Source organism: Brevundimonas sp. (assembly GCF_029945885.1).
In the GTDB taxonomy this organism is placed as follows: Bacteria; Pseudomonadota; Alphaproteobacteria; order Caulobacterales; family Caulobacteraceae; genus Brevundimonas.
In genome coordinates, this window is the sequence record NZ_JAQSDK010000006.1 from 246055 (window position 1) to 272387 (window position 26333).

General features: G+C 68.6%; 29 protein-coding genes. 9 read left to right on the plus strand and 20 right to left on the minus strand.

The features are described 5' to 3' along the window. Nucleotides 1-60 precede the first annotated feature (60 nt). From PSV00_RS05380 to lepB, 5 genes are read right to left on the minus strand one after another with little or no spacing between them, the layout of a single operon-like run. Entirely contained in the window at nt 61-1302 is a 1242-nt protein-coding gene (locus PSV00_RS05380; RefSeq protein WP_300445472.1) for a serine hydrolase domain-containing protein, read from the minus strand. Between the two features lie 48 nt (nt 1303-1350). Continuing rightward, nucleotides 1351-2019, minus strand: a complete 669-nt coding sequence (locus PSV00_RS05385; protein WP_300445473.1) for a DsbA family protein — start codon at nt 2017-2019, stop codon at nt 1351-1353. Beyond that, nucleotides 2019-2972, minus strand: coding sequence for a GTPase Era (gene era / locus PSV00_RS05390; RefSeq protein ID WP_300445474.1), 954 nt, complete (start codon nt 2970-2972; stop codon nt 2019-2021). Before era ends, PSV00_RS05385 begins: the two co-directional genes overlap by 1 nt. Continuing rightward, on the minus strand, nt 2969-3685 hold the full coding sequence (gene rnc, locus PSV00_RS05395; protein WP_300445475.1) for a ribonuclease III: 717 nt from the start codon (nt 3683-3685) through the stop codon (nt 2969-2971). Before rnc ends, era begins: the two co-directional genes overlap by 4 nt. Next, nucleotides 3685-4539 (minus strand): signal peptidase I, encoded by an 855-nt coding sequence (lepB, locus tag PSV00_RS05400; RefSeq protein ID WP_300445476.1) that lies wholly within the window; start codon nt 4537-4539, stop codon nt 3685-3687. Before lepB ends, rnc begins: the two co-directional genes overlap by 1 nt. A gap of 36 nt (nt 4540-4575) precedes the next feature. Between lepB and PSV00_RS05405 the strand changes: the two genes are divergently transcribed. Next, a complete protein-coding gene (locus tag PSV00_RS05405; protein WP_300445477.1) occupies nt 4576-5097 on the plus strand; it encodes a hypothetical protein in 522 nt (173 codons plus the stop codon). Here the strand turns inward: PSV00_RS05405 and acpS are convergent, their stop codons facing one another. The 6 genes from acpS to folK form a co-directional block, all read right to left on the minus strand. Then, nucleotides 5098-5499 (minus strand): holo-ACP synthase, encoded by a 402-nt coding sequence (gene acpS, locus PSV00_RS05410; RefSeq protein ID WP_300445478.1) that lies wholly within the window; start codon nt 5497-5499, stop codon nt 5098-5100. After that, on the minus strand, nt 5496-6236 hold the full coding sequence (locus PSV00_RS05415; RefSeq protein WP_300445479.1) for a pyridoxine 5'-phosphate synthase: 741 nt from the start codon (nt 6234-6236) through the stop codon (nt 5496-5498). Before PSV00_RS05415 ends, acpS begins: the two co-directional genes overlap by 4 nt. Nucleotides 6237-6240: 4 nt before the next feature. Beyond that, on the minus strand, nt 6241-6831 hold the full coding sequence (pyrE, locus tag PSV00_RS05420) for an orotate phosphoribosyltransferase (protein WP_300445480.1): 591 nt from the start codon (nt 6829-6831) through the stop codon (nt 6241-6243). 38 nt (nt 6832-6869) lie between these two features. Further along, nucleotides 6870-9026 carry a bifunctional (p)ppGpp synthetase/guanosine-3',5'-bis(diphosphate) 3'-pyrophosphohydrolase gene (locus tag PSV00_RS05425; protein WP_300445524.1) on the minus strand — a complete coding sequence of 719 codons (2157 nt, stop codon included), beginning with the start codon at nt 9024-9026 and terminating at the stop codon, nt 6870-6872. A gap of 128 nt (nt 9027-9154) precedes the next feature. Then, complete coding sequence (gene rpoZ, locus PSV00_RS05430; protein ID WP_300445481.1) at nt 9155-9514, minus strand: DNA-directed RNA polymerase subunit omega; 360 nt, start codon at nt 9512-9514, stop codon at nt 9155-9157. A 102-nt stretch (nt 9515-9616) separates the two neighbouring features. Continuing rightward, on the minus strand, nt 9617-10198 hold the full coding sequence (gene folK, locus PSV00_RS05435) for a 2-amino-4-hydroxy-6-hydroxymethyldihydropteridine diphosphokinase (protein ID WP_300445482.1): 582 nt from the start codon (nt 10196-10198) through the stop codon (nt 9617-9619). Here folK and PSV00_RS05440 point away from each other — a divergent pair. From PSV00_RS05440 to PSV00_RS05450, 3 genes are all read left to right on the plus strand, one after another. Beyond that, the gene (locus tag PSV00_RS05440) at nt 10197-10778 is read left to right on the plus strand and encodes an NYN domain-containing protein (RefSeq protein ID WP_300445483.1); all 582 of its coding nucleotides are present in this window, start codon (nt 10197-10199) and stop codon (nt 10776-10778) included. The two genes, folK and PSV00_RS05440, sit on opposite strands and share 2 nt — an antisense overlap. Next, on the plus strand, nt 10775-11419 hold the full coding sequence (locus PSV00_RS05445; RefSeq protein ID WP_300445484.1) for a uracil-DNA glycosylase: 645 nt from the start codon (nt 10775-10777) through the stop codon (nt 11417-11419). Before PSV00_RS05440 ends, PSV00_RS05445 begins: the two co-directional genes overlap by 4 nt. Before the next feature lie 140 nt (nt 11420-11559). Then, complete coding sequence (locus PSV00_RS05450) at nt 11560-11772, plus strand: hypothetical protein (protein ID WP_300445485.1); 213 nt, start codon at nt 11560-11562, stop codon at nt 11770-11772. Here the strand turns inward: PSV00_RS05450 and smpB are convergent, their stop codons facing one another. Together smpB and dapA are read right to left on the minus strand one after the other, a co-directional pair. Beyond that, nucleotides 11773-12243 (minus strand): SsrA-binding protein SmpB, encoded by a 471-nt coding sequence (smpB, locus tag PSV00_RS05455; RefSeq protein ID WP_300445486.1) that lies wholly within the window; start codon nt 12241-12243, stop codon nt 11773-11775. Then, the gene (gene dapA / locus PSV00_RS05460) at nt 12243-13127 is read right to left on the minus strand and encodes a 4-hydroxy-tetrahydrodipicolinate synthase (RefSeq protein ID WP_300445487.1); all 885 of its coding nucleotides are present in this window, start codon (nt 13125-13127) and stop codon (nt 12243-12245) included. The genes smpB and dapA overlap by 1 nt, the downstream gene beginning before the upstream one ends. A 112-nt stretch (nt 13128-13239) precedes the next feature. Between dapA and PSV00_RS05465 the strand changes: the two genes are divergently transcribed. Next, nucleotides 13240-15273 (plus strand): lytic transglycosylase domain-containing protein, encoded by a 2034-nt coding sequence (locus PSV00_RS05465; protein WP_300445488.1) that lies wholly within the window; start codon nt 13240-13242, stop codon nt 15271-15273. On the opposite strand, the gene PSV00_RS05470 is transcribed toward PSV00_RS05465, so the two are convergent. The 4 genes from PSV00_RS05470 to PSV00_RS05485 are packed head-to-tail and all read right to left on the minus strand — an operon-like array spanning nt 15261 to nt 18461. Next, a complete protein-coding gene (locus tag PSV00_RS05470) occupies nt 15261-16043 on the minus strand; it encodes an ABC transporter ATP-binding protein (RefSeq protein WP_300445489.1) in 783 nt (260 codons plus the stop codon). The two genes, PSV00_RS05465 and PSV00_RS05470, sit on opposite strands and share 13 nt — an antisense overlap. Next, nucleotides 16040-17002, minus strand: a complete 963-nt coding sequence (locus PSV00_RS05475; protein WP_300445490.1) for an iron ABC transporter permease — start codon at nt 17000-17002, stop codon at nt 16040-16042. The genes PSV00_RS05470 and PSV00_RS05475 overlap by 4 nt, the downstream gene beginning before the upstream one ends. 32 nt (nt 17003-17034) lie before the next feature. Next, nucleotides 17035-17832: an ABC transporter substrate-binding protein gene (locus tag PSV00_RS05480; protein WP_366944636.1), complete on the minus strand. Its 798-nt coding sequence runs from the start codon at nt 17830-17832 to the stop codon at nt 17035-17037. Continuing rightward, a complete protein-coding gene (locus PSV00_RS05485) occupies nt 17829-18461 on the minus strand; it encodes a TetR/AcrR family transcriptional regulator (RefSeq protein ID WP_300445491.1) in 633 nt (210 codons plus the stop codon). The genes PSV00_RS05480 and PSV00_RS05485 overlap by 4 nt, the downstream gene beginning before the upstream one ends. A 291-nt stretch (nt 18462-18752) precedes the next feature. Between PSV00_RS05485 and PSV00_RS05490 the strand changes: the two genes are divergently transcribed. From PSV00_RS05490 to PSV00_RS05500, 3 genes are all read left to right on the plus strand, one after another. Next, on the plus strand, nt 18753-20000 hold the full coding sequence (locus PSV00_RS05490; RefSeq protein ID WP_300445492.1) for a glycosyltransferase family 2 protein: 1248 nt from the start codon (nt 18753-18755) through the stop codon (nt 19998-20000). Nucleotides 20001-20017: 17 nt separating this feature from the next. Continuing rightward, the gene (locus PSV00_RS05495; RefSeq protein WP_300445493.1) at nt 20018-20932 is read left to right on the plus strand and encodes a class I SAM-dependent methyltransferase; all 915 of its coding nucleotides are present in this window, start codon (nt 20018-20020) and stop codon (nt 20930-20932) included. 62 nt (nt 20933-20994) lie between these two features. Further along, a complete protein-coding gene (locus tag PSV00_RS05500; protein ID WP_300445526.1) occupies nt 20995-21741 on the plus strand; it encodes an RNA methyltransferase in 747 nt (248 codons plus the stop codon). A 4-nt stretch (nt 21742-21745) separates the two neighbouring features. Here the strand turns inward: PSV00_RS05500 and PSV00_RS05505 are convergent, their stop codons facing one another. Together PSV00_RS05505 and PSV00_RS05510 are read right to left on the minus strand one after the other, a co-directional pair. Further along, nucleotides 21746-22093: a hypothetical protein gene (locus PSV00_RS05505; RefSeq protein WP_300445494.1), complete on the minus strand. Its 348-nt coding sequence runs from the start codon at nt 22091-22093 to the stop codon at nt 21746-21748. Between the two features lie 24 nt (nt 22094-22117). After that, the gene (locus PSV00_RS05510) at nt 22118-22906 is read right to left on the minus strand and encodes a hypothetical protein (protein WP_300445495.1); all 789 of its coding nucleotides are present in this window, start codon (nt 22904-22906) and stop codon (nt 22118-22120) included. 198 nt (nt 22907-23104) lie between these two features. Here PSV00_RS05510 and PSV00_RS05515 point away from each other — a divergent pair, with 198 nt between their 5' ends. After that, complete coding sequence (locus PSV00_RS05515; protein WP_300445496.1) at nt 23105-23764, plus strand: 1-acyl-sn-glycerol-3-phosphate acyltransferase; 660 nt, start codon at nt 23105-23107, stop codon at nt 23762-23764. Here PSV00_RS05515 and hrpB read toward each other — a convergent pair. Next, nucleotides 23761-26184 (minus strand): ATP-dependent helicase HrpB, encoded by a 2424-nt coding sequence (gene hrpB / locus PSV00_RS05520; RefSeq protein ID WP_300445497.1) that lies wholly within the window; start codon nt 26182-26184, stop codon nt 23761-23763. The genes PSV00_RS05515 and hrpB overlap by 4 nt on opposite strands. Between the last annotated feature and the right edge of the window lie 149 nt (nt 26185-26333).

Here is a 26333-nt window from a genome sequence, read left to right on the forward strand (position 1 = left end):
GGGTGAACTCCGGAGTCGGTGCCTGCCACTGCTAGCCCGTGCCGGCCCGGAGCGGGAGTCTCAGCGCGCCAGCGTTGTCGGGAACGACCGCCCAAGCGCTTCGGCCATCGCCTGTTCGGCGATCAGGAACACCTGGTCGCGCTGGTGGTAGTTGTTGGACAGGACGATCACCGTGACATCGGCTTCGGGCTGGTAGGTCACCAGGTTGCGGAACCCGGACCAGCTGCCCGTATGATAAATCTGCCGGTCATCGAAGGCGGGCCGCACCTGCCGTCCCAGACTATTGGCGAACAGACCGAAGCCCCAGTCGCGCCGGACCCGACCGCGCTCCTTCGGGGTGGTCGCCGGGGCATGGTCGGCCGTCATCTGGGCATAGGACCGGGCACTGACAACCCGGCCGTGATGCAGGGCCCGTTCCCAGACCAGCATGTCGTCCAGTGTCGAATACAGGGCCCCGGCCGCGAAGACGATACTGACATTGGCGTCGTTCTGCGGAGTCAGGCCGCCGGGAAAATGAGCATAGCCGGTCACCAGATCGCGGGCCTTGCCGTCGGCGTCCGACCCGGTATCCATCATGCCCAGGGGTGTGAAAAAGGTCCGCTGCAGATAGGTCGCCAGCGACACACCGGACGCCCGCTCGACCACGGCCCCCAGCAGATTATAGCCGGCGTTGTCGTAGCGAACCTTGGAGCCGGGCGGAAACTGAAGGCGGTATCGCTTTGAGTCTTCGGTCAGCGCCGCGGAGGTCGCCGGCGTGACCCGTTGCAGACCCCAGGCCGGGCGGGCCATCAGGTCGGGCACACCCGAGGTGTGGGACAGCAGGTGGGTCAGGCGGATCGGGGCCCAGGCCTCGGGACAGGGCTGGATCCATTGGCACAACGGATCGTCGACCGACAGTACCCCCGCGTCCTGCAGCTTCAGTATAGCGGCGGCGGTGTACTGTTTGCTGACTGACGCCAGCCGGAAACGGGAGTCCAGCGCCAGCGGGCGGTCCGCCTCGTGGTCGGCCATGCCATAGACCTGCCGGAACAGGACCCGGTCGCCGCGCGCCACCAGCACCGCGCCGCTGAAGCCGCGCGGGCCACGTGAGACCCGGTCCAGGGCTTCGGTCAATTCCGGCAGCGCCTCGACCACCTGGAGCGGTGGCCGCGCAACCGGACGTCTGGCTTCGTCGGCAGGCGGCGGATTGACGGGGCGGCTTGAAGCCACACCGGTCGCGACCGCCGCGCCGAGCACGGTCGCCGCGATCAGGGCCAGGGTCAGACGCGGATGACCGCCGGCATGTCGGGGAACATGGAACACGAAACGTCTACTCTCGAACGACCCGGCGCGCCCTGCGGCCCGCCTTGCTCAATCCGCCTCAGTCCGGCGATTCTGCGTGATGCGCCACATCAGGTCTGACAGCCGATCCTGACCGAAGAAGGGCTCGTTCCGATAGACGAACAACGGCACACCCCAGTGTCCGGCTGCGGCCTGGGCCGACTCATGGGCGAGCAGTACCGCGTCCAGCCGCCCGGCCTCGGCCACGGCCCGGGCCTCGAGCGCCATGGGGTCCAGTCCGGCCGTGATCGCGGCGCGGGCCAGATGCTCGCCCTGGTCCCAGCCGTCGACCTCACCCGACCAGATCAGATGCGAGACCGCCTCGACATAGGCCAGGCCTGCCCCCTGTTCGGCCGCCAGCACACCCATCCGGCTCAACCGGCCGATATGGGGCTGGTTCGCGGCGATCGTGCCGCTCGCCAGGTCCTGAACCACCGGATCAGGCCGGGGCCAGCGAAAGGTCAGGCCCAGCCGTTCGGCGATCCGGGTCACGTCCCGGAACAGATAGGGCGGCCACATGGGATTGACCGATTTGAAGAAGTCCGGGGTCCGCACGGCCAGCGGCCGCACCACGCGCAGGGTCACGTCGAGGGCGTGGGCCTCCGCCAACGCCCGAACCTGACGGACCGCCAGCCAGGAATAGGGACTGCGGAACGAGAAATAGAAGTCGACCGGGGCTGGTGTCTCCCCGGTCGCCATCAGGCGTTGAAGTCCAGGCCGAACTGGGCGTACAGCGCCTTGCTGTCCTGCCATTTCGGATCGACCTTGACCGTCACGAACAGGTGGACGGGCCGATCCAGCAGCAGGGTCAGTTCCTCGCGCGATTTCTGGCCGATCCATTTCAGGGTCTGGCCGCCCTTGCCGATGATGATCGGGCGCTGGCTCTCGCGTTCGACATAGACGATCTGCTCGATCCGCACCGAGCCGTCCGGCTTCTCGTCGAAGGCCGTGGTCTCGACGGCCGCTGAATAGGGCAGTTCCTCGTGGACCCGCAGATACAGTTTCTCACGCGTGATCTCTGCGGCCAGCACCCGGATCGGCACATCGGCGCTCTGGTCCTCGGGATACAGCCAGTGGCCCTTGGGCATGCCCCGGGCCAGCCGCTGCTTCAGGTCGTCGACCCCGTCGCCGCTCAGGGCCGAGATCATATAGACCTCGGAATAGACGCCGGTTTCGAATAGGGCGTGCGACAGGGCCAGCAGGGTGTCGCGGCGCATGCCGTCGATCTTGTTCAGCGCCAGGATGACCTGCTGGCCGGTCGCCTTAAGGTTGGCGATAATGGTTTCGGTGTCCTCGGCCGAGCGGCGGTCGGCAGGCGTGCCGTCCTTGCCTTCCGAGGCGATATGCGAGGCCGCGTCGATCAGGTGGACGACGACGTCGGCATCCTGGGCTCCGCCCCAGGCCGAGGCGACCATGGCCCGGTCCAGCCGGCGGCGGGGTGTAAAGATCCCCGGGGTGTCGACCAGAACGATCTGGGCGTCGCCCTCGATGGCGATGCCGCGCACGGGAAAGCGCGTGGTCTGGACCTTCTGCGTCACGATCGAGACCTTCGACCCCGTCAGCCGGTTGACCAGCGTTGATTTGCCCGCGTTCGGCGCGCCGATGATGGCGGCGAAGCCGGCGTGCTGGTTGGGGTTTTCGGTATCGGTCAAATCAAGCCTTCACGTTTCAAAAGGGCCGTTGCGGCCGCCTTCTCCGCCTCCTGACGTGATCGTCCGGTCGCGGTCAAGGCTTCGACCTCTTCTACCACGGCTTCGACGGTAAAGGTCGGTGCATGATCGGAGCCGCTGCGGTCCACCACGCGATAGACCGGCAGGGCCCGCCCCAGCTTCAGCGCCCATTCCTGCAACACCGATTTGGGATTGGTTACGGCCCGCGTCGGCGTGGCCTGGAATTCCGCTGCCCAGGTCGCGTCGAAGACCTGGCGGGCGGCATCCAGACCGCCGTCGAAATAGACGGCCGCCAGGATGGCCTCCATGGCGTCGCCCAGCACGCTCTCGCGCCGGCGGCCGCCCTGTTTGGATTCCCCGGCCGACAGCCGCATGGCCGGTCCGACGCCAAGGGACTCGGCCACCCGGGCGCAGGCGACCTTGTCCACGAGGCTGTGCAGGCGTGAGGACATGTCGCCCTCATCGGCCTCGGGAAAATCGCGCATCAGCTTCTCGGCCACCAGCAGGCCCAGCACCCGGTCGCCCAGGAATTCGAAACGCTGGTTGTCGCGGATCGGGCGACCGGCGGCGTCGCGCACCGCCCCCTCCCCCACGCTGGCGTGGGTCAGGGCGCGTTCCAGCAGGGCCGGATCGCGGAAAGCGTGGCCGAGACGGCGCGTAAGTTCAGCGACCGCCTCGGCCCGCAGGTTGGCCATCAGTCCAGAACGGTGAAGAACCGGCTCGGACGCAGTTTGGTGAACCAGCTGACGGGATCCCACAGCGAGGCCCCCGGCGACCAGGAGAACAGGATGATCTGGGCCTTGCCGATCAGGTTCTCGGCCGGCACCAGACCGACGCCGCCCCGCTCGGGGTGTTCACGGCTGTCGACCGAATTGTCGCGGTTGTCGCCCATCATGAAATAGTGGCCGGCCGGCACGGTGAAGACCTCGGTATTGTCCAGCGGGAAACCGGGGCCGAAATCGTTGATGGTGAAGTCCTTGCCGCCGGGCAGGGTCTCGGACAGGCGGCTCACCGGGCGCGGGCCATAGGCATCGGCCTCTTCGGTCTGGCCCAGCACCACGTCCGGCACGATCGTGCCGTTCAGGTACAGCCGGTTGTTGATCATCTGGATCCGGTCGCCCGGCAGGCCGATCAGGCGCTTGATATAGTCGGTCTTGTTGTCGGTCGGCAGTTTGAACACGACGATGTCGCCCCGCTGCGGTGCCTGTTCCAGGATCCGGCCGTTGAACAGGCCCGGGCTGCCCGGAATGGAGTGTTTGGAATAGCCGTAGCTCCATTTGGTCACGACGATGTAGTCGCCCTCATAGAGGTTGGGCTCCATCGAGGCCGACGGAATGGTGAAGGGCTGGAACAGGAAGACCCGCAGCACCAGGGCGATCAGCAGGGCGAAGACGATCGTCTTCACGATCTCGACGAATTCGTTATCGCCGCCGGACGTCTTCTTCGCCTTCTTTTTGGAGGTGGCAACGGGGGCAGGCTCGGCGTCCTCGAACGGGGCGTCGCCGTGGTCGCTCCACACTGGCGGCTTTGCCGAAACGGCAGAGGCCACGGCGGCCGCCGCTACAGGCGCTGCCGCAACCACGTCATGGCCGGCGGTGTGTTCGTGATGGTCAGTGGTTTCGTGATGGGCCGACTCGGCCGGAGCCTCGTGTCCATGGTCCGCGGCGTGATCCCCATGGTCCGCATGGGCGTCATGGTCCGGGTGCGCGGCCTCGGCCGGCGCATGATCCTCATGATGGGCGTGTCCGCCATGATCGTCGTGCGCGGCATGATCGTCGTGCGCCGGGTGGACGTCATGATCGGTGTGCGCGGCCTCGACCGGCGTGTGCTCCTCATGGACCGGGTGTGCGGCATGGTCGTCGGGCGCGGCATGACCGTGGTCCGTCGCCTCGGCCGGCGCATGATCATGGTCATCGGCAGGGGCATGGGCGGCATCGTGATGGCCTGCGTCATGCGTGTCATGCGTGTCGTGCGTGTCGTGCGTGTCGTGCGTGTCGTGCGCTCCGTGCGTGCCGTGCGCGTCGTCCGTCTTGTGTTCGTCGCTCATGTGACCCCTGTCCCCCAGCCGCTGTTCACGGTCTTTGACCGCGAAACGGGTATAACGTGATTAAGCCAGCGGCAAGGCTTCGATCACCACGAAGGCGAGTGCGTAAGGATGCTCGTCGCTCAGCGTTAGGTGTATCCGCATTTCATGACCGATCGGCGTCAACTGTTTCAGGTGGTTGGCGGCGTTGCCGGTCAGGGCAAGGGTGGGCTGGCCACTGGGGCGGTTCACCACCCCCATGTCCCGCCAGTAGACATCCGACCGCATGCCGGTCCCGAGGGCCTTGGCGCAGGCTTCCTTGGCGGCGAACCGTTTGGCATAGCTCCAGGCCGCATCAGGCTTGCGATCCGAACGGGTCCGTTCCAGCTCGGTAAAACAGCGCTGTTTGAACCGGTCACCGAACCGGTCCAGCGATGTCTGGATCCGGCGGATGTCGCACAGGTCCGCGCCGACCCCGACGATCACCCGGAAACTCCATCCATCACGGCCCGCATCCTGGCCACAGCGGCGTCCAGGCCGATGAAAACCGCCTCACCGATCAGGAAATGGCCGATGTTGAGCTCGCGGATTTCCGGGATGGCCAGCACCTCGGCCGCGGTTTCATAGTCCAGGCCGTGTCCGGCATGGACTTCCAGCCCCAGGCCATGGGCCAGCCGGGCCGCCTCGGCCAGGCGTTTCAGCTCGATGTCATGTTCGGCACCGACCGCATGGCAGAAACGCCCGGTGTGCAGTTCAACCACCTGGGCCCCGACCGCGGCCGAGGCCTCGACCTGTTCCGCGACCGGATCGATGAACAGCGATACCCGGATTCCCGCCGCCGACAGGGCCCGGGCGGCCCGGGTCATGTCCCCGGCCTGGGCAGCGACGTTCAGCCCGCCCTCGGTCGTCACCTCCTCGCGACGCTCGGGGACGAGACAGGCAGCGTGGGGCCTGTGCCGCAGGGCGATGGCCAGCATCTCCTCCGTCAGGGCCATTTCCAGATTGAGTGGCCGGCCGGCCTCGGCACAGAGTTGGCTCAGGGCCGCGATGTCGCTGTCGGTGATATGGCGACGATCCTCGCGCAGGTGGGCGGTGATGCCGTCCCCGCCGGCCGCCAGGGCCATGCGCGCCGCCCGCACCGGATCAGGGTGGCTGCCGCCCCGGGCGTTCCGGACGGTGGCCACATGGTCGATATTGACGCCCAGCCGGACCCGCTCGGTCATCGTATCAGGCCTGTTTGCCCAGACGGCGGCTGCCGGGATCCTCGACCGGTAGCGCTGCCAGCTCCGGCGGCAAGGCGTTCGCCGCGTACGCGGGAACGTCCAGGGTCGCCAGCGCGATCAGCGGCACCCCGACATCGGCCCGCCCGCCCGAGCGGTCAACGATACAGGCTGCGGCCACGACCTCGCCCCCGGCGGCCTGGATCGCCGCAATACATTCGCGGGAACTCAGCCCCGTCGTCACGATGTCCTCGACCATCACCACCTTCTGGCCCGGCTCGATCTGAAAGCCCCGGCGCAGTTTGAAGGTGCCGCCCTCGCGCTCGACGTACATCGAGGGCACGCCGAGATGCCGGGCCGTCTCATAGCCCGGAATAATCCCCCCGACCGCGGGCGAGATGGCCACATCGACCGGGCCGATGGCGGCGGTGATCTTGTGCGCCAGCGCCCTGCAAAGCCGCTCGCAACGGGCCCCGTCCATGAAGACCAGGTTCTTTTGCAGGAAGACCGGGCTGTGCAGGCCCGAGGACAGCACGAAATGGCCCTCACGCAGGGCACCCACGGCGCGGAACTCGTTCAATACGTCTTCTGAGGTCATGGGAGCCGTCATAGCGCGACTGGTCCGCGCCGCAAGGCCTATCCCCGCGCGCGTTCGACCGTGTCGACCGAGGGATTCGCTCTCAGGGCAGCCATGATGGTGGTCGCGTGCTTGGCGTCCTCGACCTCGAGATCGATGACGACGTCGAAGAAGTCCTGCTGCCGGTGGCTCATTACCAGGTTCAGGATATTGCCCCCGGCCTCCCCGATCAGGGTCGCGACCTCGCCCAGCACACCCGGCGCGTTCTTGATCGTGGCGTGCAGCCGGGCCGCGGCCACGGCCCCCTGTTCGGCATGGGCCGTCCACTGCAGGTCCTGCCAGACCGAATCATCGTCGGCGAAATCCGCCAGCCTCTGGCAGTCGATGGTGTGGACGGTCAGACCGACGTCCTCTCCCAGGATGCCGACGATCCGGTCACCCGGCACCGGGGAACAGCACTGGCCGAAATGGACGCTGACGCCGGGCGTCAGTCCGCCGCCACGCACGAACAGGCGGGCCTGTTCGTCGACGATGCGGCGCCGGTCCGGTCCGGCCTTCATCCGCCCCTTCAGGGCGGGGAACAGGGTCTCGGCCACCTTGCCGGCCGACAGCTGGCCGCGGCCGATGGCCTCGAACAGGTCCTCGTCGTTGGCGATGGCCAGGGTCTCGAGCACCGGAGTCAGTGTCACCTCGGCCAGAAGCTTTTCGCCCCGGGCCAGGGTCTGTTCCAGGGTCGCCTTGCCCAGCTTCTGGAACTCCTCGCGCTCGCTCGTGCGGATATGCCGCCGGATGGCAGACCGGGCCCGGCCGGTAACGGTCAGCGAGCGCCAGTCGGCGGGGATCTCGCGTTTGGCTCCGCGGATGATCTCCACCACATCGCCGTTCTGAAGCTGGGTCCGCATCGGCTTCAGCTCGCCATTGACCTTGACCCCTACGGCGGTGTCGCCGACCTCGGTATGGACGGCATAGGCGAAGTCCAGGGCCATGCCGCCGCGCGGCAGGGTGATCAGCGCCCCCTTGGGCGTGAACACGAAGACCTGGTCCAGATACATTTCCAGCTTGGCGTGCTCGACCCAGTCCTCGCCGCCCTCGCCGTGCTCGATGACCTGGACGAGGTGGCGCAGGTTCTGCAGCGGGTCACGACCGCCGTCGCGTTCCATCGCCTCCTGGTCGAAGCCGTAGCTCTTGTTCTTGTAGGCCCAGTGGGCCGCGACCCCGTCCTCGGCGACCCGGTCCATGGCCTCGGTGCGGATCTGCATCTCGATCCGCAGGCCCGACGGTCCGACGACGGTCGTGTGCAGCGAACGGTAGTTGTTCGACTTGGGCGTCGAGATGAAATCCTTGAATCGCTCCGGCACCACGGGCCAGGCCCGGTGGATGACCCCAAGCGCCCGGTAGCAATCGTCCTCGCTCATCACGATGACGCGAAATCCGTAGATGTCGGACAGGGACGAGAAGCCGACCGATTTGCGCTGCAGCTTGCGCCAGATCGAATAGGGCGTCTTCTGGCGGCCGAAAACATGAGCCTTGACCCCGGCCTCGGCCAGCACCGTTTCCACATCGCGCGACACGCCGTCGATGGCCCGGCCATGCTCCAGCTTCAAAGCCTCGAGCCGTCGCTCGATCGCCGTCCGCGCCGTGGGGTTCAGATGTTCGAACGCCAGTTCTTCCAGTTCCGAGGCGATCGAATGGATACCGATTGACCGACCCAGCGGCGCATAGACCTCGAGGGTCTCGCGGCTGATCCGTTCGCGCTTCTCGGGCTTGACGTATTTCAGCGTCCGCATGTTGTGCAGACGGTCGGCCAGCTTCACCAAAAGGACGCGCACGTCCTTGGAAATCGCCAGGATGAATTTGCGCAGATTCTCGGCCTGGCGGGTGTGTTCGGCCTGCAGCTCCAGCCGGCTGAGCTTGGTCACCCCCTCGACCAGGCCGGCGACCTCCTCGCCGAACATGGCGGCGATATCGTCGCGGGTGGCCGAGGTGTCCTCGACCACGTCATGCAGCAGGGCCGTGACGATACTGGCCGTATCCAGCTTGTAGTCGGTCAGGATACCGGCCACCTGGATCGGATGGGCGAAATACGGATCGCCCGAGGCCCGCAGCTGCGAACCGTGCATCTTCATCGCATAGACATAGGCCCGGTTGAGCAAGGCCTCGTCGGCGGTCGGATCATAGGCCTTTACGGCCTCGATCAGTTCGAATTGACGCAGGATCGGAGCCCGCCGCGGCGCGCCCTCGTCATCACCGGATGCGGGTTCATTCTGGTTGGCAGTCTTGGGAGACGTCGCGGCCTTGGACGGCCGCGCCGGCAGGATGGTGATACCGTTAGCGGGTTCCGCTGTCAGTATCGCTCCTCCTGGCCGCCGTCGCGGTCGCTTTGCAGCGCGCGGATCAGCTCGGCCTCGGCCATGTTCATGTGCTGCGGCTCGGCCAGCAGCGCCACGACCTCGGCTTCATCCTCGGCCTCGGTGCGCTCGTCGACCCGTTGCAGGGCGACGATGATGGTCTCGCGCAGTTCTTCCGGCTTGACCATGTCGTCGGCCAGTTCGCGCAGGGCCACGACCGGGTTCTTGTCATTGTCCCGATCGAGCGTCAGCGGCGCGCCATTGGCGATCGCGCGGGCGCGATTACCGGCCAGCAGAACCAGTCCGAACCGGTTCGGTACCTTCTCGATGCAGTCTTCGACAGTGACGCGGGCCATGAAAATCCTCTGGCGACGGGGAGAACCGCACAAAATAGAGCGTTACGCGTGATTGTGCAACGCCGCATAGGCGGGAATGAGGCATTGGACGCAGGCTGCCGCCTAGTTTGTCGCCAGGTCTTCACCTGGAACCGGCCGGGCGTCCCGTCCCACGGGGGCCGTGGCCGCCAGATCCGACGCCTGACCAATGCCATCGGGATGTTGCCAGTCCGGTGCGATCTCCGCCAGTGGCCCCATGACGAACAGCCGGTCGGCGGCCCGCGGGTGCGGCAGGATCAGTCCGTTAAGATCGCCGCGAATCCGGCCATGGGCGATCAGGTCCAGGTCCAGCGTCCGCGGACCGTTGCGCGGTCCCCGGTGCCGGCCGAAGGCCTCCTCGATTCGACCGAGGGTGGCCATCAGGGCGTGCGGGTCCAGCGCCGTGCGGACGATCACCACGCCGTTGAGAAATGGCGGGTCGGTCGGGTCTGGCCAGGCCCGGGAATGCCACCATCCGGACCGGGCCACGATATCCAGCCCTTCGGCCCGGAACCGCGCCAGCGCCGCCTGCAGTCCGTCGCGACAGCTGGGCCAGACCCCCTTGTCATTACTGCCCAGCGCAACGATGACTGCGGCATCCAGATCCAGGTCACCGTCAATCGTGACCGGAACCTGACCATTGGTATTCGGGACGTCCGTATTCATGACCCTGTATCCGACCGACCGGCTGGCCCTCTTCATCGACGGGTCCAACCTCTACGCCTCGGCCCGGGCGCTGAACGCCGATCTGGACTTCAAGGCGATGATCGAGTCGTTCCGCGACAGGGCTGTGCTAATGCGAGCCTATTACTACACGGCCGTGGTTGAGGGCGAAGAGTTCTCGCCGATCCGGCCGCTGATCGACTTCCTCGACTACAATGGCTTCCGCGTGGTGACCAAGCCGGTCAAACGCTTCACCGACGGTCAGGGCCAGACCCGGACCAAGGGCAATATGGACATCGAGATCGCGGTCGACATGCTGGAACTGGCCCCGCACATCGACCACGCCATCCTGTTTTCCGGTGACGGGGATTTCCGGCGGGTCGTCGAGGCGGTCCAGGCGCACGGGGTTCGTGTCACCGTCGTCTCGACGCTGAAGGTCCAACCGCCCCATATCGCCGATGAACTGCGCCGCCAGGCTGATAGTTTCATCGAACTCGCTGATCTGATCACCCAGTTCGAACGACCGCGGGCACCCGCGACCGCGCCGACGGTCCGGACCTTCCCGCCGGAGCCCGCAACATGAGCCATGACGTCCCTCCCGAAGCGCCCCGGGACTGCCCGCGATGTCCGCGTCTGGTCGCCTATCGCGCCGTCAACGCGCGCGAGAACCCGGACTGGTTCAACGGGGCCGCCGCCTCTTTCGGTGATCCACAGGCGCGGCTGCTGATTGCCGGCCTCGCGCCCGGACGCACCGGGGCCAACCGCACCGGCCGCCCGTTCACCGGCGATCACGCGGGCTGGCTGCTCTATGACACGCTGAAGAAGACCGGCTTCGCCACCGGGGACTATGACGCCCGCCCCGACGACAGTCTGCAACTGGTCGACTGTATGGTCACCAACGCCGTGCGCTGCGCCCCCCCGGGCAACAAGCCCCTGCCGGTCGAGGAGGCCACCTGCCGCCCCTTCCTGGTGTCGCGCCTGGCCGCCCTGCCCCGGCTGAAGGTCATCGTCACCCTCGGCGACGTGTCGCGGCGCAATGTCCTGAAGGCGCTGGACCTGCCGGCCTCCGCCGTCGTCGCCGGCCATGGCGTCGAGGCCCCGGTGCGGGACTATATCCTGCTGAACAGCTACCACTGCTCACGGCTGAACACGAACACCGGCCGGCTGACACCGGACATGTTTGAAGCCGTCTTTCGGCGAGCCCGGGCCCTGATCGAGGGCTGATCGCAGGCCCCGCCCGTGTCCCCCGGGCCACGCCGCTCCGGTCCCGGGCTATTTGTCATCCGTGCGCTGGAACGGCCCCGCCCGCATCACGTTCAACCGACAGGCCACAGCCAGAGACAGGCCACAGCCAGGAGGGCAGGATGCGACATTCGGACCAAATGTTCTCGCCGACGGAACGGCGTCTCGCCGTCGCGGCCCTGATCCTGACCATTGTGGTGACCGTCCTCGGCCTGACCGTCGGCCAGAGCTGGAGCCCGCCGTCGCTCGGCCCCTATGGCACCGACAGCTATGCCGTCGCCTCCAGTCCCGACATCGTCGACGCCCGTCCGATTTCGAGCGCGCCGGCCGTCTGATCAGCCCTTGTCCCGCATCAGCCGGGCCTTGTCGCGCTGCCAGTCCCGTGCGGCCTCGGTCTCGCGCTTGTCGTGGATCTTCTTGCCCTTGGCCAGGGCGATCTCCAGCTTCGCCTTGCCGGCCTCGTTCAGATACAATTTGACCGGGATGATGGTCCGGCCCTCGCGCTGAACGGCCCCGATCAATTTGTCGATCTGCTTGCGGTGCAGCAGCAGTTTCCGGTGCCGGCGCGGCTCGTGATTGAAGCGATAGGCCTGCTGGTACGGCGGGATGTCGGCATTGATCAGCACGATCTCCCGGCCCTCCACCGCCGCATAGCTCTCGGCGATATTGGCGCGGCCCGCGCGCAGTGACTTGATCTCGGTCCCGAGCAACTGGATGCCGGCCTCGATGAAATCCTCGAGAAAATAGTCGTACCGGGCGCGCCGGTTCTCGGCGATCAGCTTGGTCTTGGGCTGTTCGGACGCCATCAGATCACGCCCGCATCGGCCAGGGCGGCATCGATCGCCGGCTTCACCGCATCGGCCGTCGGGGCCAGCGGCAGGCGCACGGACTCCTCGCACAGACCCAGACGGGACAGGGCGTATTTCGCCGGGGCCGGCGAATTGTCGAGGAACAGGGCGCGATGCAGACCGATCAACCGCTCCTGCCAGGCACGCGCCGTCGCCAGATCACCGGTGGTGAAGGCCTCGTACAGGGCCACCATGGCTTCCGGGGCGACGTTCGATGTCACCGAGATCACCCCCACCCCGCCCAGGGCCATATGGGCGAGCCCGCTGGAATCATCCCCCGAGATCAGGTCGAAGGCCGCGTCGATATTGGCGCGCATCCAGCTGGGACGGGCCATATCGCCGGTCGCGTCCTTGATGCCGACGATGTTCGGATGGGCCGCCAGCCGCGCCACGGTCTCATTGGCCAGATCGACCCCGGTCCGCGACGGCACATTGTACAGCACGACCGGCAGCTGAACCGCCTCGGCAATGGCTTCGTAGTGGAGGGCCAGCCCGGTCTGGGACGGCCGGTTGTAATAGGGGGTGACGACCAGCGCCCCGTCGGCCCCGACGGTCTTGGCGTGACGGACCAGTTCGATGGCCTTGTCGGTGGCCGTGGCCCCGGCCCCGGCGATGACGCGAACCCGGCCGGCCGCGAATTTCACGCACAGTTCAACGACGCGCCTGTGCTCGTCCGGATGCAGGGTCGCACTTTCGCCCGTGGTCCCCACCGGCACGAGTCCGTGAACCCCGGCGGCAATCTGGCGTTCAACCAGACGCTCGAAAGCGGCTTCGTCCACGTTTCCGTCACGAAGTGGTGTGATCAGGGCGGTGATCACGCCCTTGAACAAAGGGGCGGTCATTGAAACGATGGTCCTGCGTGGAAGTCTGGCGGCGGTCGCCGGATACGAAGCGTCGGAGGGTAGGTTGCCCGCTGGTCTGCTGCAACCGGGATGAATGGGGATCGAAAAGATCATGTTTGCGACGACCTTGGCCGCCGCCGTGGCGATTCTCGCCCCCGACCCTGCCGTTCTGATCAGCACCCAGGCGACCCCCTATGTCGCCAGCCCCACCTATCAGGGCCGGGTCCTCACTGAATCCGATGCTGCCGCGTTCCGTGAGGGGTTGGCTGCGGCGCGGGCCCGCGATGTCATCACCACCCAGACGATCATGGCCCGGATCAGCGATCCCACCGCCCGCAAACTGGTCGAATGGGCCCTGATCGATACCTCGGCCGAGCAACTGTCCTTTGACGAACTGGCCGCAGCCCAGTCGCGCTTCGCTGCCTGGCCTCGCACCGAATCACGCGAGGCCGCCGGTGAACGGGCCCTGGATCTGGCCAATGCCGGCCCCGATACGGTTCTGGCCTTTTTCGACGGCCAGGCTCCGACCAGTATCCAGGGGGTGATCGCCCTCGCCGCCGCCCTCGAACAGAGAAACCGTGGCGAGGAGGCCCGTCCGCTGATTCGCGACTGGTGGCGGACGCAGTCGTTCGACGCGGCCGCACAGGGGCGGATTCTCACGCGCTGGAGCCGCTGGCTGACCCAGGCGGATCACGAGGCCCGGCTCGACATGCTGCTGCTGGGTCCGCACGGCCCGGCCACCCGCGAGATGATCACGCTCGTCTCGCCCGAGCGTCGCGTCGTGGCGGAAGCCGTCCTGGCCCTGCGCACCGCCTACAACGGCGACTCCATCGTGGCCGGGCTGACGCCGGCCCAGGCCCGCGACCCGGCCGTGGTGCTGGAGCGGGTCCGGCTGCTGCGCGCTGCCGGCCGCCAGACCGAAGGCTTCGCCCTGTTGTCCGTCCTGCCCCGGGCCCCGGCCCACAGCGACGGCCAGAGCAGCCTGTGGAGCGAGCGCCGTAACTATTTCCTCGATGCGCTGGAACGCCGCGAATGGCGAGCGGCCTATGACGCGATGGCCGACCATGGCTTTCCGTCCGGCGAGCGGATGGTCGACGCCGAATTCTTCGCCGGCTGGGTCGCCCTGACCAAGCTGAACGATCCCACCCGCGCGGCCCGGCATTTCGAGTCCCTGAGGGCGATGTCCTCGACTCCGATCACCCAGGGGCGGGCCCTCTACTGGCTGGGGCGCGCCGCCGAGGCGGCCGGTGACCCCGCCACTGCCCACCAGCGCTATCTGGAGGGATCGGAGCATTTCCAGACCTTCTACGGCCAGCTGGCCGCGGAAAGGGCCGGGATCACCACCCTGACCCTGCCCGCCGACCCGGTGCCGACCCAGGCCGACATCGCCCGGTTCGAGGCCGATGAGGTGGTACGCGCCACCCGCATCCTGGGCGAGACCGGCGAGACCTCCCTGTTCCGGGTCTTCGCCTATCATCTGGACGGCACCCTGCCCGGGGCCGTCGACCTGGCCCTGCTGATGGATATGTCGCGCGGCTATGGCGAAGGCTTCACCGCCATGATGGTCGGTCGCGCCGCCAGCCAGCGCGGCTATCTGATGCCGCACCGCCAGTATCCGATCCAGATCCCGCCGATCGTCGCCGGGGCCGCGCCGCTGGAATTCACCCTGGCCATCACCCGTCAGGAATCCAGCTTCGACCCCCGTGCCCGCTCTGGGGCCGACGCCCGCGGCATGATGCAGTTCCTGCCATCGACCGGCGCGGCCGTGGCCCGCCAGCTGAACATGCCGTTCAGCGCCGAGCGGCTGTGGGACGGCGATTACAACATGACGCTGGGCAGCTATCACCTCGGCGACCTGACCAACCGGTTCGGCGGCTCGATGCTGCTGGCCACGGTCGGCTACAATGCGGGACCGGCCCGGCCGCCCCAGTGGATCGCCCGCTGCGGTGATCCGCGCGACGGCTCGGTCGATCCGGTCGATTTCATCGAATGCACGCCGTTCACCGAGACGCGCAACTATATGATGCGGGTGATGGAAAACATGGCCATCTACAAGGCGCGGCTGAACGGCGGAGCGGCCCCGCTGACCACTTCCAGCGACATCGCCCGTGGCGTCTCGGCCGGTCCCCGTCCCTACCGGCCCTGAAGCGAGACCGGGCCGGTCGCGGCGCGACTGGCCGCCAGCAGCGGTCCGTCCGGCCCGTCCAGCCAGGTCGCGGTCAGGCCGAACACCGTGCGCAGGATGACGGGGCGCAGCGCTTCCAGCGGCGGCCCGTCGGCGACGACTCGCCCCTGATCCAGGACCACGACCCGGTCGGCGAAGCGCGCCGCCAGCGACAGGTCATGCAGGCTGACCAGGACGGCCTGCCCGGCCCGGGCCCGCGCGGCCAGACGCTCCAGCACCATCAGCTGGGCGTCCGGATCCAGCCCGGCCACCGGCTCGTCGGCCAGCAGGGCCCGCGCCCGTGTGGTCAGCAAGCGCGCCAGCAGGACCCGGGCCCGCTCCCCGCCGGACATCTCGGACACGCCCCGGTCCGCCAGAAAGGCAATATCCACCTCGGCCAGGGCTGCCCGGGCCCGCTCCAGCGCCGCCTCACCCGCCAGCCACGGGGCCCCCAGGGCCGCGACCTCGACCGCCGGCAGGTTCCAGGCAATGCGCCGTTCCTGCGGCAGATAGGCAGCCTGTTCGGCCCGCTGTCCCGAAGACAGGTCTGACAGGGGCTGTCCGGCCAGCAAGGCCCGACCGCCGTTGAGCGGCAACAGACCGAGGGCGGCCCGGATGGCGCTCGACTTGCCCGCACCATTGGGACCGCACAGGGCCACCAGTTCGCCGGAACTGACGGTCAGGTCGATCTCGTTCAGCACGGTCCGCCCCCCGATCGCGGCTGTGACGCCGTCCAGGGCCACGACGGTCACAGTCGCCACTCCCGCGCCGCCCGCCAGGCGATCAGGGCGAACAGTGGGGCCCCGACCAGGGCGGTGAAGACACCCAGTTTCAGCTCCTGATCGGTCGGTGTGATCCGCGCCGCCAGATCGGCCAGCACCAGCATCAGGCCGCCGCCCAGGGCCGAGGGCAGCAGCAATCGGCCGGGATCCCCGCGCATGGCCGTCCGCACCAGATGCGGCGCGGCCAGGCCGACGAAGCCGATCACCCCGGCCACGGCCACGGCGGCCCCGGCCGCCACGGCCGCGGCGATCAGGGCGAACAGGCGCAGGCGCGCCATCGGCAGGCCCGAGGTTGCGGCCGTCTCCTCGCCCAGCGACAGCATCTTCAGCCCCGGTGCTGCCAGCCAGGCGAACAGGCCTGAAACGATCACGGCCGGCACGACCCAGGCGACGTCGATCCAGCTGCGGTTCTGCACCGAGCCCAGCAGCCAGCTCATCACCTCGGCGGTGGCGATCGGCGACGGGGACAGGTTGAAGATCAGGGCCGTCGCCGCGCCCGCGAAACTGGACAGGGCCACGCCGAACAGGATCAGGGCCTCCGGCGCGCGCACCTTGCTGGCGAACAGGATCAGGATGCCCCCGGCCAGACCGGCCCCGATCAGGGCGGCGATCTCGACCGCGCCGGGCACCGCCGCCGCCCCCAGGACGATGGCCAGGGCCGCCCCCAGCGCCGCCGTGGCCGAGACCCCGAGCACGCCGGGATCAGCCAGGGGATTGCGCAACAGCCCCTGCATCACCGCGCCGGACAGGCCGAGGGCCGCACCGACGGCCAGGGCACAGACGGCCCGCGGAGCCCGGACCTGCCAAAGCACCTCGGCCGGACCTGATCCGGGACGGGTGAAGGCGGCGACATAGTGGGTCAGGCCGAAGCTGCTCTCACCCAGGCTGACGGCCAGGCCCAGACCCAGCACAATCAGCCCGCCCAGCAAGAGATTCAGTCGTGCTGCGCTCGCCGGGACCCTCACGGGGCGTGGGCCAGCAGGGCGGCCGCGTCGGCCGCGAACCAGGCCGGGCAGGACAGGACCGTGGCCGGCAGTCGGGCGGCGACGCGTCCGGCGGCGGCCCGTCGCACCACGGGATGCCGTCCGGGACCGCGCCAGTCGGCCCGGATCTGGTCGAAGAAGCCCAGGACGAAACGCGCCGGCCGGTTCAGGGCGATCCGCTCGACACTGACCGGGGCGAACCCGGGGGACACGGCCAGATTGGCGAAGCCCGCCGCCACCAGAATCGCCCCCACCAGGGTCTCGCGACCGGCCGTGAACCCCCCGGCCGTCAGATACAGGGCACCGGGTCGCGACCCGGACGGCGGGCTGACCGTCGCCAGCTGCGCGTCCATATGCCGGATCAGCGCCTCGCCCCGGTCCGCGTGGCCCAGCCCGGCCGATACAGTCCGGATCGTCGTCTGGACCCCGGCCATGTCGGTCGCATCGTCGATCAGCAGGACCTGGACACCGCGTCGTTCCAGCGCCGCCAGCAGCCGGGGCTCCCCGCCCCAGTAGCGCACCACCACGTCGGGCTGAAAGGCGATGGCGGCCTCCAGTGTCGGCCGAACCTGACGCCGTCCGCGTGCCGCCTCGCGCAGTCGGGAATCAGGATCGTCTGCCCGCGGTGACAGGGCCAGTTCGGCATCCGGGGCGAGGGCCAGAACATATTGATCGGCGCACTGATCCAGGGACAGCACCCGCAAGGGGGCCGCCGTCACCGGTCCGGCGGCCAGCCCGGCCAGCGCCACCATCATCACCAGGGCCCGCGGTTTCACGGCTTGAGCAGTCCCATGAACAGGGCGTCCATCAGGGTCTTCACCAGGGTCTCGCGATCGACCCAGTCGAAATAGGGTTTGGTGATCATCAGCGAGACCACGCCGTGCCCGCCGGCCCACAGGGCCTGGGTCGACGCCCGCACCTCACCGCGCAGCCGGCCGGCCCGTTCCACATCCTCGACCAGGGTTTCGAACGACCGGAACAGATCGGCCCCCAGCTGCTGGGCCACGGATTCGGCCCCGTCCCGGGCCTCCAGCGGCCGGGTCAGATAGACCAGCCGGTAGGCATTGGGATGGGCGAAACCAAAGGTGACATAGGCTTCCATCATCCGCCGCATCCGGACCTCCGGCTCGCCGGGCGAGTCCAGGACGGTCCGGTTCAGGGCGATCAGGGTCTCGAACGACTGGCGGCAGATCTCGTGCAGGATTTCCTGCTTGTCGGAGAAATGCATGTAGAGGGCGGTCGACGACAGGCCGACCTCGTCGGCGATCTTGCGGATCGTCGCCCCCTCATAGCCATGCTCGACGAAGATCCGCTCGGCCGCTGCCAGGATCTCGGCGCGGCGGGAATGGCCCTCGCCCTTGGGCTTGCGGGCCGAGCGACGATTGGGACGGGTGACGCCGGACAAACCTGCACTCCAAAGGACCAGGCTGCTGAATAGCGGCATTCGCTCCAGACCGCCAACGCCACACGCTGTGCGGTTGATGGCGAGCATTTCCCGTATTACGAGTATCGAATGGTGGTGACCTGCAATCAGGACAGGGCATGGCAACCCCGTCGGCCGCCGCGGCGCAGACGGCCTGACGGCGCGGCCTATACAGGGGCGACCCCGGCCCAGGCTGCGGTCGTTGGTGGGGTCCTCGCCGGCGCGGTCGCGGCCGTCCTCCTGTGGCCCGAACCGGTGACGCGGGCCGCAGGAGTGGCCATCGGTGTCGGCTTTCTGGTCTGCGCCGTGTGGCGTCTGTTGCTGGTGCTGTGCAGCGGGCGTGCCCCGCGCCGTCCGCCTTCACCACGACGCTGGCCGCGCTACAGTGTGCTGGCCGCCCTCCATGATGAGGTCGCTGTCGCCCCCCAGCTGATCCGCCGTCTGTCCGCCCTGGACTATCCCCGCAACCGGCTGGACGGCTGGCTGGTGCTCGAGGCCGATGACCATCCGACCATCCAGGCGGTGATCGCCGCCCGTCCCCCGGCCTGGCTGAAGCTGCTGCTGGTTCCGCCGGGTGTGCCCCGCACCAAGCCCCGGGCGCTGAACCACGCCCTGAGCCGGGCCACGGGCGAACTTTTGACCGTCTATGACGCTGAGGATGAACCGGACCCGGGGCAGCTGCGCGAGGCCGCCGCCCGGTTCGCCGCCGACGACAGCGGACGGCTGGCCTGTCTGCAGGCTCCGCTGCGTATCCGGACTCGCACCGGACGGGCGAGCTTTCTGGACCGTCAGTTCGCCGCCGAATACGCGGCCCTGTTCGAGGTGGCCCTGCCCGGCCTGGTGCGGCTGGGCCTGCCGTTTCCGCTGGGCGGGACCAGCAACCATTTCCGCACCGATGTCCTGCGCGCGGTCGGGGGCTGGGACGCGTGGAATGTGACCGAGGATGCCGATCTCGGCTTCCGCCTGTGGTGCCGCGGCTGGCGGCTGGGCCTGATCGCCAGCCCGACCCATGAGTGTCCGCCGGGTCGTCTGGAACACTGGCTGCCGCAGAGAACGCGCTGGCTCAAGGGCTATATGCAAACCTGGGGCGTCCATAGCCGGGATCCGCCTGGATTGGGGCTGCGCGGTCTGGTCGCCCTGGTCATGACCCTGGGCGTAGCCCTGGTGTCGGCGGCCTTGCATGCGCCGTCCCTGGCCTGGGTCGCCTCGGCGGTGCTGGTCGCCGCCTCGGCGGGCCTGTCTCCGGCCACGCCACTGCCGGCTCTGGCCGTGCTGGGGCTCGGCGTTGTTGCCGCCTGGCTGACCTGCGCCGTCGGGGCGAAGCGGGCCGGCCTGCCCTATCATCTCGGCGACATGGTCACCGCCCCCGCCTACTGGTCCCTGCTCAGCCTCGCCTTCGCCCACGCCGCCTGGCGGCTGATCCGCGAGCCGTTCGCCTGGGACAAGACCCGGCATCAGGCCGATCCTGTCGACGGCATGGACACGGACGCCGCTACCGACTCTGGACGACAGGCCGCCTGAGCGCCTATCAGCCGCATATGCCTCCGGTTCTTTCCCCCACGCCCGAAACCCTCGTCACGCGGGGCTGGCCCGACTACGCCCTGCTGGACAGCGGCGACGGGCGCAAGCTGGAGCGCTACGGCCGCTATACGGTGGTCCGGCCCGAGCCCCAGTGTTTCTGGTCGCCGCGCGATCCTGAGGCCTTCACCCGCGCCGACGCCGTGTTCGATCCGCAGGACGAGGATGACGACGGTCGCTGGCGCTTCGCCGACGGCCCGATCGACAATTTCCCGCTGGCCTGGCGCGACGTGCGCTTCACCAGCCGCTTCACCCCCTTCCGCCACCTGGCCTTCTTCCCCGAGCAGGCCGCCAACTGGGACTGGCTGGACGGCCGGATCCGCGCCCTGGTCAAGGAACGCAAGGACGGGCCGCGGCCGAAGATCCTGAACCTGTTCGGCTATACCGGCGTCGCCAGCCTGGCCTGCGCCGCCGCCGGTGCCGAGGTCACCCATGTCGACGCCTCCAAGAAGTCGGTCGCCTGGGCCCGCGAGAATGCCGAACTGTCGGGCATGGCCGACCGGCCGATCCGCTGGATCGTCGAGGATGCCCGCAAATATGTCGCCCGCGAGGTCCGGCGCGGCTCGAAGTACGACGGCATCATCCTCGATCCGCCCAAATACGGACGCGGCCCGACCGGCGAGGTCTGGCGGCTGTTCGAGGACCTGCCCGGTCTGGTGACCGACTGCGCCGCCCTGCTGTCGGACGACGCCTCCTTCCTGCTGTTGAACGCCTATGCCGCCCGCATCTCGGGACTGTCGCTGGCCCATGTGATGGCCGAGGCCACGGCGACCCGCGGCGGCCGTATCGACTGGGGCGAGCTGGCCCTGGCCGAGGACGGCAAGGACGGGCGCGCCATCGGTCTCAGCTTCTTCTCGCGCTGGAGCGACCGGTGAGCGAACCCCGCCTGATCACCTCCCTGACCAATGACACGGTCAAGGCCGTGCGCGCCCTGCATATGCGCAAGGAACGCGAGGCCACCGGCCGCTTCCTGGCCGAGGGTCTGAAATTCATCGGCGAGGCGCTCGATCAGGGCCGCACCCCGACCCTGCTGATGGTCGGGATGGAGGCCCGTCCGCATCCGCTGCTGGATCGGGCCATGGCCGAGACCCGCGCCGCCGGGGGTGAGGTCGTCACCGTCACCCATCCGATCCTCGAAAAGATCAGCCGCCGCGACAATCCGCAGACGGTGCTGGGTGTGTTCGACCAGACCTTCGTCAAACTGGCCGACATCGACCCGGCCTCGGCCCCCTGCTGGGTGGCGCTGGAACAGGTGCGCGACCCGGGCAATCTGGGCACCATCATCCGCACCGCCGATTCCGCCGGCTGCGGCGGGGTCATCCTGATCGGCGACTGCGTCGACCCCTATTCGGTCGAGGCCGTGCGCGCGACCATGGGCTCGGTCTTCGCCGTCTCCATCGCCCGCTGCGCCGCCGAGGCCTTTCTGGAGTGGCGCGCCAGCTGGCCGGGTAGCGTCATCGGCACCCGGCTGGACGCCACCCACGGCTATCGCGACGCCCCTGTGCAGGCCCCGGCCCTGATCCTGATGGGCAATGAACAGGCCGGCCTGACCGACACCCTGGCCGCCGCCTGCGACGTCAACGTCAAGATTCCGATGCGCGGTCGCGCCGACAGCCTCAACCTGGCCGTGGCCACCGGCGTCATGGTTTATGCTGTGACGGACGGGATCGCCGCCGGGGCCTAGGTCGTCAACCGGCCGCCGACCATTGCCGGATCGCCAGCAGGGCCAGCCCCAGCAGGATCATCGGCCCGAAGATCCGGAAGGTGTGGCGGGTGAACCGCTCGGGGATGAAGGTGTCGAACAACCCGTCCTGACCGGCCCCGTATTTGACCGCCACCGCGGTCAGCGGACATTTCAGGCCGCTGGCGACAAAGACCAGACTCTCGATCACCACCAGACCCACGGCCACCATCAGCCACGGGCCCCGGGCCCCGGTGATCCCGCCGCACAGCACCAGCAGCGAGGCCGTGGCCATCACGCCATAGATGGCCGTGTGCAGCAGTCTCACACCGAACAGGCGACGGGCGTCGGTCATCGGGCGTCAGGCTCAGCGAATCTGTCAGGGCGTTTGGGGCGTCAGTTGGTCATATTCAAAGGCAAACGCATCCCCGACCTGATCCAGCGGCAGCGGCCTCACGGTCGTTCGTGAGGTCACGGTCGTCTCCTGTTCCGAATCGATCCGCCCGCTCGTGTCCGTGCGTCGCCCGGTCAGGAAATTGACGCTGACCGCCGTCATCTCACCGCTCATCCGTTCGACATTGGTGTGGTCATAGCCGATCAGCTTCACCGTACCGTCCTGTTCGCGGAAATGAAACTGATAGGGGCCGGTGCTGCCGCCGCCCATCGACATGAACAGGTTCAGTTCCAGCGTCAGGACGCCGTTGGCCAGGCTCAGTCCGGCGTCGAACGGATCGTCCATATGCAGCATGTCGGCGTCCCGCTCGGGGAAGATCGCATGGTTCTGTCCAGCCAGGCGGAAACCGCCCGTCCCACCCAGGGCGACGGCCAGAAGGCGCGGATTGATGTCCGAGTCCGGCAGGCCCTCGCGGGGAAGGATCTTCCGGGGATCGGCCCGGCGCAGCACGAAGGCCAGGTCCGCAACGCCGTCGCGGCTGATGTCGCCCTCGACCGCCTGTTCCAGCCGCCAGCCCGCCGGCACGAAGGCCGCCGCTGATGCCCCCTGCGCCGCCAGCCGGGGGATGCCCGGTGCGATCTCGGTTGCCGGGGTCATGGCTTCTGTCGCGGGGGGCGTCGTCGGGTCCGCCGTGGTCTCGGCCGCCGGGCTACATCCGGACAGGCTGGCGGCGGCGGCGGCGGCCGTCAGGACGAGAAGCAGCTGTTTCATCATGTGAGATCTCCGTGACGGACGGTAGTCGAGGTGCCCTCCCCGACTCAAGCCGGGACCGGTCGACACGGAGCGCTGGATTTTCCCGGCGAAGCTGGTGAGTATCGGCCATCGGCAGACCAGCGCAGGACCGTCAGGGTCCGCGGAATGGTGAGGCCGCCAGGGCAGGGCATTGGCGATGATCATTCTGAGACCGACCCCATGACCGACGCAGACTCTGCGTCATCCGCCGGATTGAGACCTGCGGTCCGTCCCGCGCCGTCCCGGGGACTCGCGTCCGACGTCGTTCGCTGGCTCTGCGGTCTCTATCTGACCCTGTCCGGCTGGACGGTCCCCCGTGAATGGCCGCCCCTGGACAAGGCTGTTGCCATCGTCGCGCCGCACACCTCCAACTGGGACGGCCCGATCCTGCTGGCCACGGCCGGCTATCTGCGCGTCAAGCCCAAATGGCTGGCCAAGGCCAGTCTGGTCGACAGTCCGTTTGGCGGGTTGCTGCGCTGGCTGGGCTGCATCCCGGTCGACCGCTCGGCCGGCGGCGATGTGATCCGGACGGTCAGCGAGGCCTTCCGCACCCACGACCGGATGATCCTCGGCCTGGCTCCGGAGGGCACCCGCAGCCTGACTCCGGAATGGAAGTCGGGCTTCTATCGCATGGCCTGCGCCGCCGGGGTGCCGATCATCCTCGGTGTGATCGACTACCGTACCCGCACCGTCAGCCTTGCGGCCGTGATCCACCCGACCGGCGACTATGCCGCCGACCTTGTGCGCATCCAGAGCTACTACCGCGACGCCGTCGGCAAGAATCCGGACCAGACCCAGTGCGGGACCGGGGCCTTCCCGCCCCTGCCCGACGACGCCTAGGTCCCACGCGGCTTGACCCGGTTGGTCGGCGGGGCCTCGGCCGGGTTCTCGGGCCAGGGGTGGCGAGGATAGCGGCCGCGCATCTCGGCCCGCACGGCCGCCCAGGACCCGGCCCAGAAGCCCGGCAGGTCCTTCGTCACCTGCACCGGCCTTCGCGCTGGTGACAGCAGGGCCAGGGTCAGGGGCACGCGCCCGCCCCCTACGGTCGGATGGGTGGTGATCCCAAACAGTTCCTGCACCCGGATGTCGACGCGCGGCCCGCCCTCGGCGGCATAGTCGATGGCGGCACTGCCCAGCGGCGTGGTCAGGCGCGCCGGGGCCAGATCGTCCAGCGCCCTGTGCCGGTCCCACGGCACCAGCGACTTCAACCCCTGTTCCAGCGCCGCATCGGCGATCGACGCCAGGGATTTCGCTCCATCCAGCAAGGGCCATAGCCAGGTCTCGCGCGTCGCCAGCAGACCCGCATCCGTCACATCGGGCCAGCCGTCTTCGAGGGTCCGCAGAAAAGTCAGCCTTGCCCGCAAGATCCCGGCCCGCTCGCCCCAGTCCAGGGTCGACAGTCCGCCGGCCTCGATCTCGGCCCGCAGGGCCGCGCTGATCTGGGTCCGGTCCGGCGCGCCGGTGATCTTCTCGTCGACGACGATGGCCCCCAGCCGCCGGATGCGGCGCATGACCATCCGACCGGACGGTTCCCTGGTCAGCCGGTCCTCGACCGTGATCCGGTGTTCCAGCGCCAGCGGATCGACCGGGGCGGCCAGACGGATCCGATCGCGCGCATCGCCGCCACCCATCTCGGCCACGGCCAGCCACGGCTCGCGTGCCAGCAACTCGGTCGGATCGAGAAACGCCCCGCGTCCCGAGGCCAGCAGCACCTCGCCCGGTCGGCCCCGGGCCCGCGCCACCCGTTCGGGAAAGGCCTCGGCCAGCAGGCTGCCGGGATCGACCGTCCCGCCCTTGCCGCCGCCGGCGGCCCGGGCCCAGCGTTCGGCCAGGGTCATCGCATCACGCGCCCTTGGTGAGCGGTCCTGGCGGAATTGCCGCAGCCGTTCTCCCAGGTCCGGGTCCCTGCCGCCCAGACCCGGCTCGCTGAGGATCGCCGCAATCCGTCCGCCGGTCAGGGCGTCGCCCTCGTCCGAAGCCACAGCCACCAGATGGGCCAGCCGTGGCGTCAGCGGAATCCGGATCAGCCGCCGGCCGTGCGCCGTCAGATTGCCGTCTCCGTCCAGGGCACCCAATCGGGCCAGCACCGCCCGGGCCTCGGCGAAGGCCCCGGCGGGCGGCGGGTCCAGCAGGGCCAGCCCCTCGGCCGTGCGCGCGCCCCAGCGGGCCAGGTCGAGGGCGAAGCCGGTCAGATCGGCCTCCAGCATCTCGGGTCTCTGGTGCGGTACCAGCCCCCGGGTCTGTTCCTCGTCCCACAGGCGGTAGCAGACGCCTGGTTCGGTCCGCCCCGCCCGTCCCCGTCTCTGTTCGGCCGACGATCGGCTGACCTTGACGGTCGCCAGTCGGGTCAGGCCGCTGGACGGCTCGAACCGCGGCACCCGTGAGAGGCCACCGTCGATCACCACCCGCACCCCTTCGATGGTCAGGCTGGTCTCGGCTACCGAGGTCGCCAGCACCACCTTGCGCCGCCCGGGCGGAGACGGGGCCAGGGCCCGGTCCTGCTCGGCCTTGTCGAGCGCTCCGTACAGCGGCACCACATCGACGGCCGGGTCGCGCAACCGCGTCTTCAGCGCCTGAACCGTGCGATGGATCTCGCCCTGCCCCGGCAGAAAGGCCAGGACCGAGCCGGGCTCGTCACCCAGCGCCTGCATCACCGCCCGGGCCATGGCGTCTTCCAGCCGTTCCAGCGGATTGCGGCCGGCATAGCGGGTCTCGACCGGGAACATCCGCCCCTGGGCCTCAATGACAGGGGCCCCGTCCAGAAGTTTCGCCACCCCGACAATATCCAGCGTCGCCGACATCACCAGCAGCCGCAGATCCTCACGCAACACCGACTGGCTGTCCCGGGCCAGGGCCAGGCCGAGGTCGGCATCGAGACTGCGTTCGTGGAATTCGTCGAACAGCACCGCCCCCACCCCGTCCAGACCGGGGTCGTCCAGGATCATCCGCGTAAAGACTCCCTCGGTGATCACCTCGATTCGTGTCGACGGGCCGATCCGGCTCTGCAGCCGGGTGCGATAGCCGACGGTCTGGCCCGTAGCCTCGCCCAATGTCTGCGCCATCCGCTCGGCCGCCGCCCGCGCCGCCAGCCGTCGGGGCTCCAGCACCAGAAGCTTTCCGCCCGCCAGCCATGACTGCTCCATCAGGGCCAGGGGCACGACCGTGGTCTTGCCGGCACCGGGCGGGGCCGCCAGCACCACGGTACCGGTCGTCGCCAGTGCGGTCTTCAGCTCCTCGAGAACGGCATGGATGGGCAGCATCCGGCGGGTCTAGCCGTATCGGACCGCATCACGAAAGCGTCGTCATTCTTTCACGGCACGTAAACCGCGTTGCCAGCAGGGTCCGGCCCCGCTAGCGTCCGCGGCATTGAAGGCGGTCCGGGGAGGACTCGCTGCATTTAGGGGGCGAG

Bases quoted from the DNA above. Each gene is read 5' to 3' on its own strand.
- PSV00_RS05385 (WP_300445473.1), bottom strand. From the start codon at position 2,019: ATGGCGACCGGGGAGACACCAGCCCCGGTCGACTTCTATTTCTCGTTC.
- pyrE (WP_300445480.1), bottom strand. From the start codon at position 6,831: ATGACCTCAGAAGACGTATTGAACGAGTTCCGCGCCGTGGGTGCCCTG.
- smpB (WP_300445486.1), bottom strand. From the start codon at position 12,243: ATGGCGTCCGAACAGCCCAAGACCAAGCTGATCGCCGAGAACCGGCGC.
- dapA (WP_300445487.1), bottom strand. From the start codon at position 13,127: ATGACCGCCCCTTTGTTCAAGGGCGTGATCACCGCCCTGATCACACCA.
- PSV00_RS05515 (WP_300445496.1), top strand. From the start codon at position 23,105: ATGACCGACGCAGACTCTGCGTCATCCGCCGGATTGAGACCTGCGGTC.
- PSV00_RS05440 (WP_300445483.1), top strand. From the start codon at position 10,197: ATGACCCTGTATCCGACCGACCGGCTGGCCCTCTTCATCGACGGGTCC.
- PSV00_RS05500 (WP_300445526.1), top strand. From the start codon at position 20,995: ATGCGCAAGGAACGCGAGGCCACCGGCCGCTTCCTGGCCGAGGGTCTG.
- hrpB (WP_300445497.1), bottom strand. From the start codon at position 26,184: ATGCTGCCCATCCATGCCGTTCTCGAGGAGCTGAAGACCGCACTGGCG.
- folK (WP_300445482.1), bottom strand. From the start codon at position 10,198: ATGAATACGGACGTCCCGAATACCAATGGTCAGGTTCCGGTCACGATT.
- PSV00_RS05445 (WP_300445484.1), top strand. From the start codon at position 10,775: ATGAGCCATGACGTCCCTCCCGAAGCGCCCCGGGACTGCCCGCGATGT.
- rpoZ (WP_300445481.1), bottom strand. From the start codon at position 9,514: ATGGCCCGCGTCACTGTCGAAGACTGCATCGAGAAGGTACCGAACCGG.
- PSV00_RS05415 (WP_300445479.1), bottom strand. From the start codon at position 6,236: ATGACCGAGCGGGTCCGGCTGGGCGTCAATATCGACCATGTGGCCACC.
- PSV00_RS05505 (WP_300445494.1), bottom strand. From the start codon at position 22,093: ATGACCGACGCCCGTCGCCTGTTCGGTGTGAGACTGCTGCACACGGCC.
- PSV00_RS05465 (WP_300445488.1), top strand. From the start codon at position 13,240: ATGTTTGCGACGACCTTGGCCGCCGCCGTGGCGATTCTCGCCCCCGAC.
- PSV00_RS05510 (WP_300445495.1), bottom strand. From the start codon at position 22,906: ATGATGAAACAGCTGCTTCTCGTCCTGACGGCCGCCGCCGCCGCCGCC.
- PSV00_RS05450 (WP_300445485.1), top strand. From the start codon at position 11,560: ATGCGACATTCGGACCAAATGTTCTCGCCGACGGAACGGCGTCTCGCC.
- PSV00_RS05495 (WP_300445493.1), top strand. From the start codon at position 20,018: ATGCCTCCGGTTCTTTCCCCCACGCCCGAAACCCTCGTCACGCGGGGC.
- PSV00_RS05405 (WP_300445477.1), top strand. From the start codon at position 4,576: ATGGCCGGCGGTGTGTTCGTGATGGTCAGTGGTTTCGTGATGGGCCGA.
- rnc (WP_300445475.1), bottom strand. From the start codon at position 3,685: ATGGCCAACCTGCGGGCCGAGGCGGTCGCTGAACTTACGCGCCGTCTC.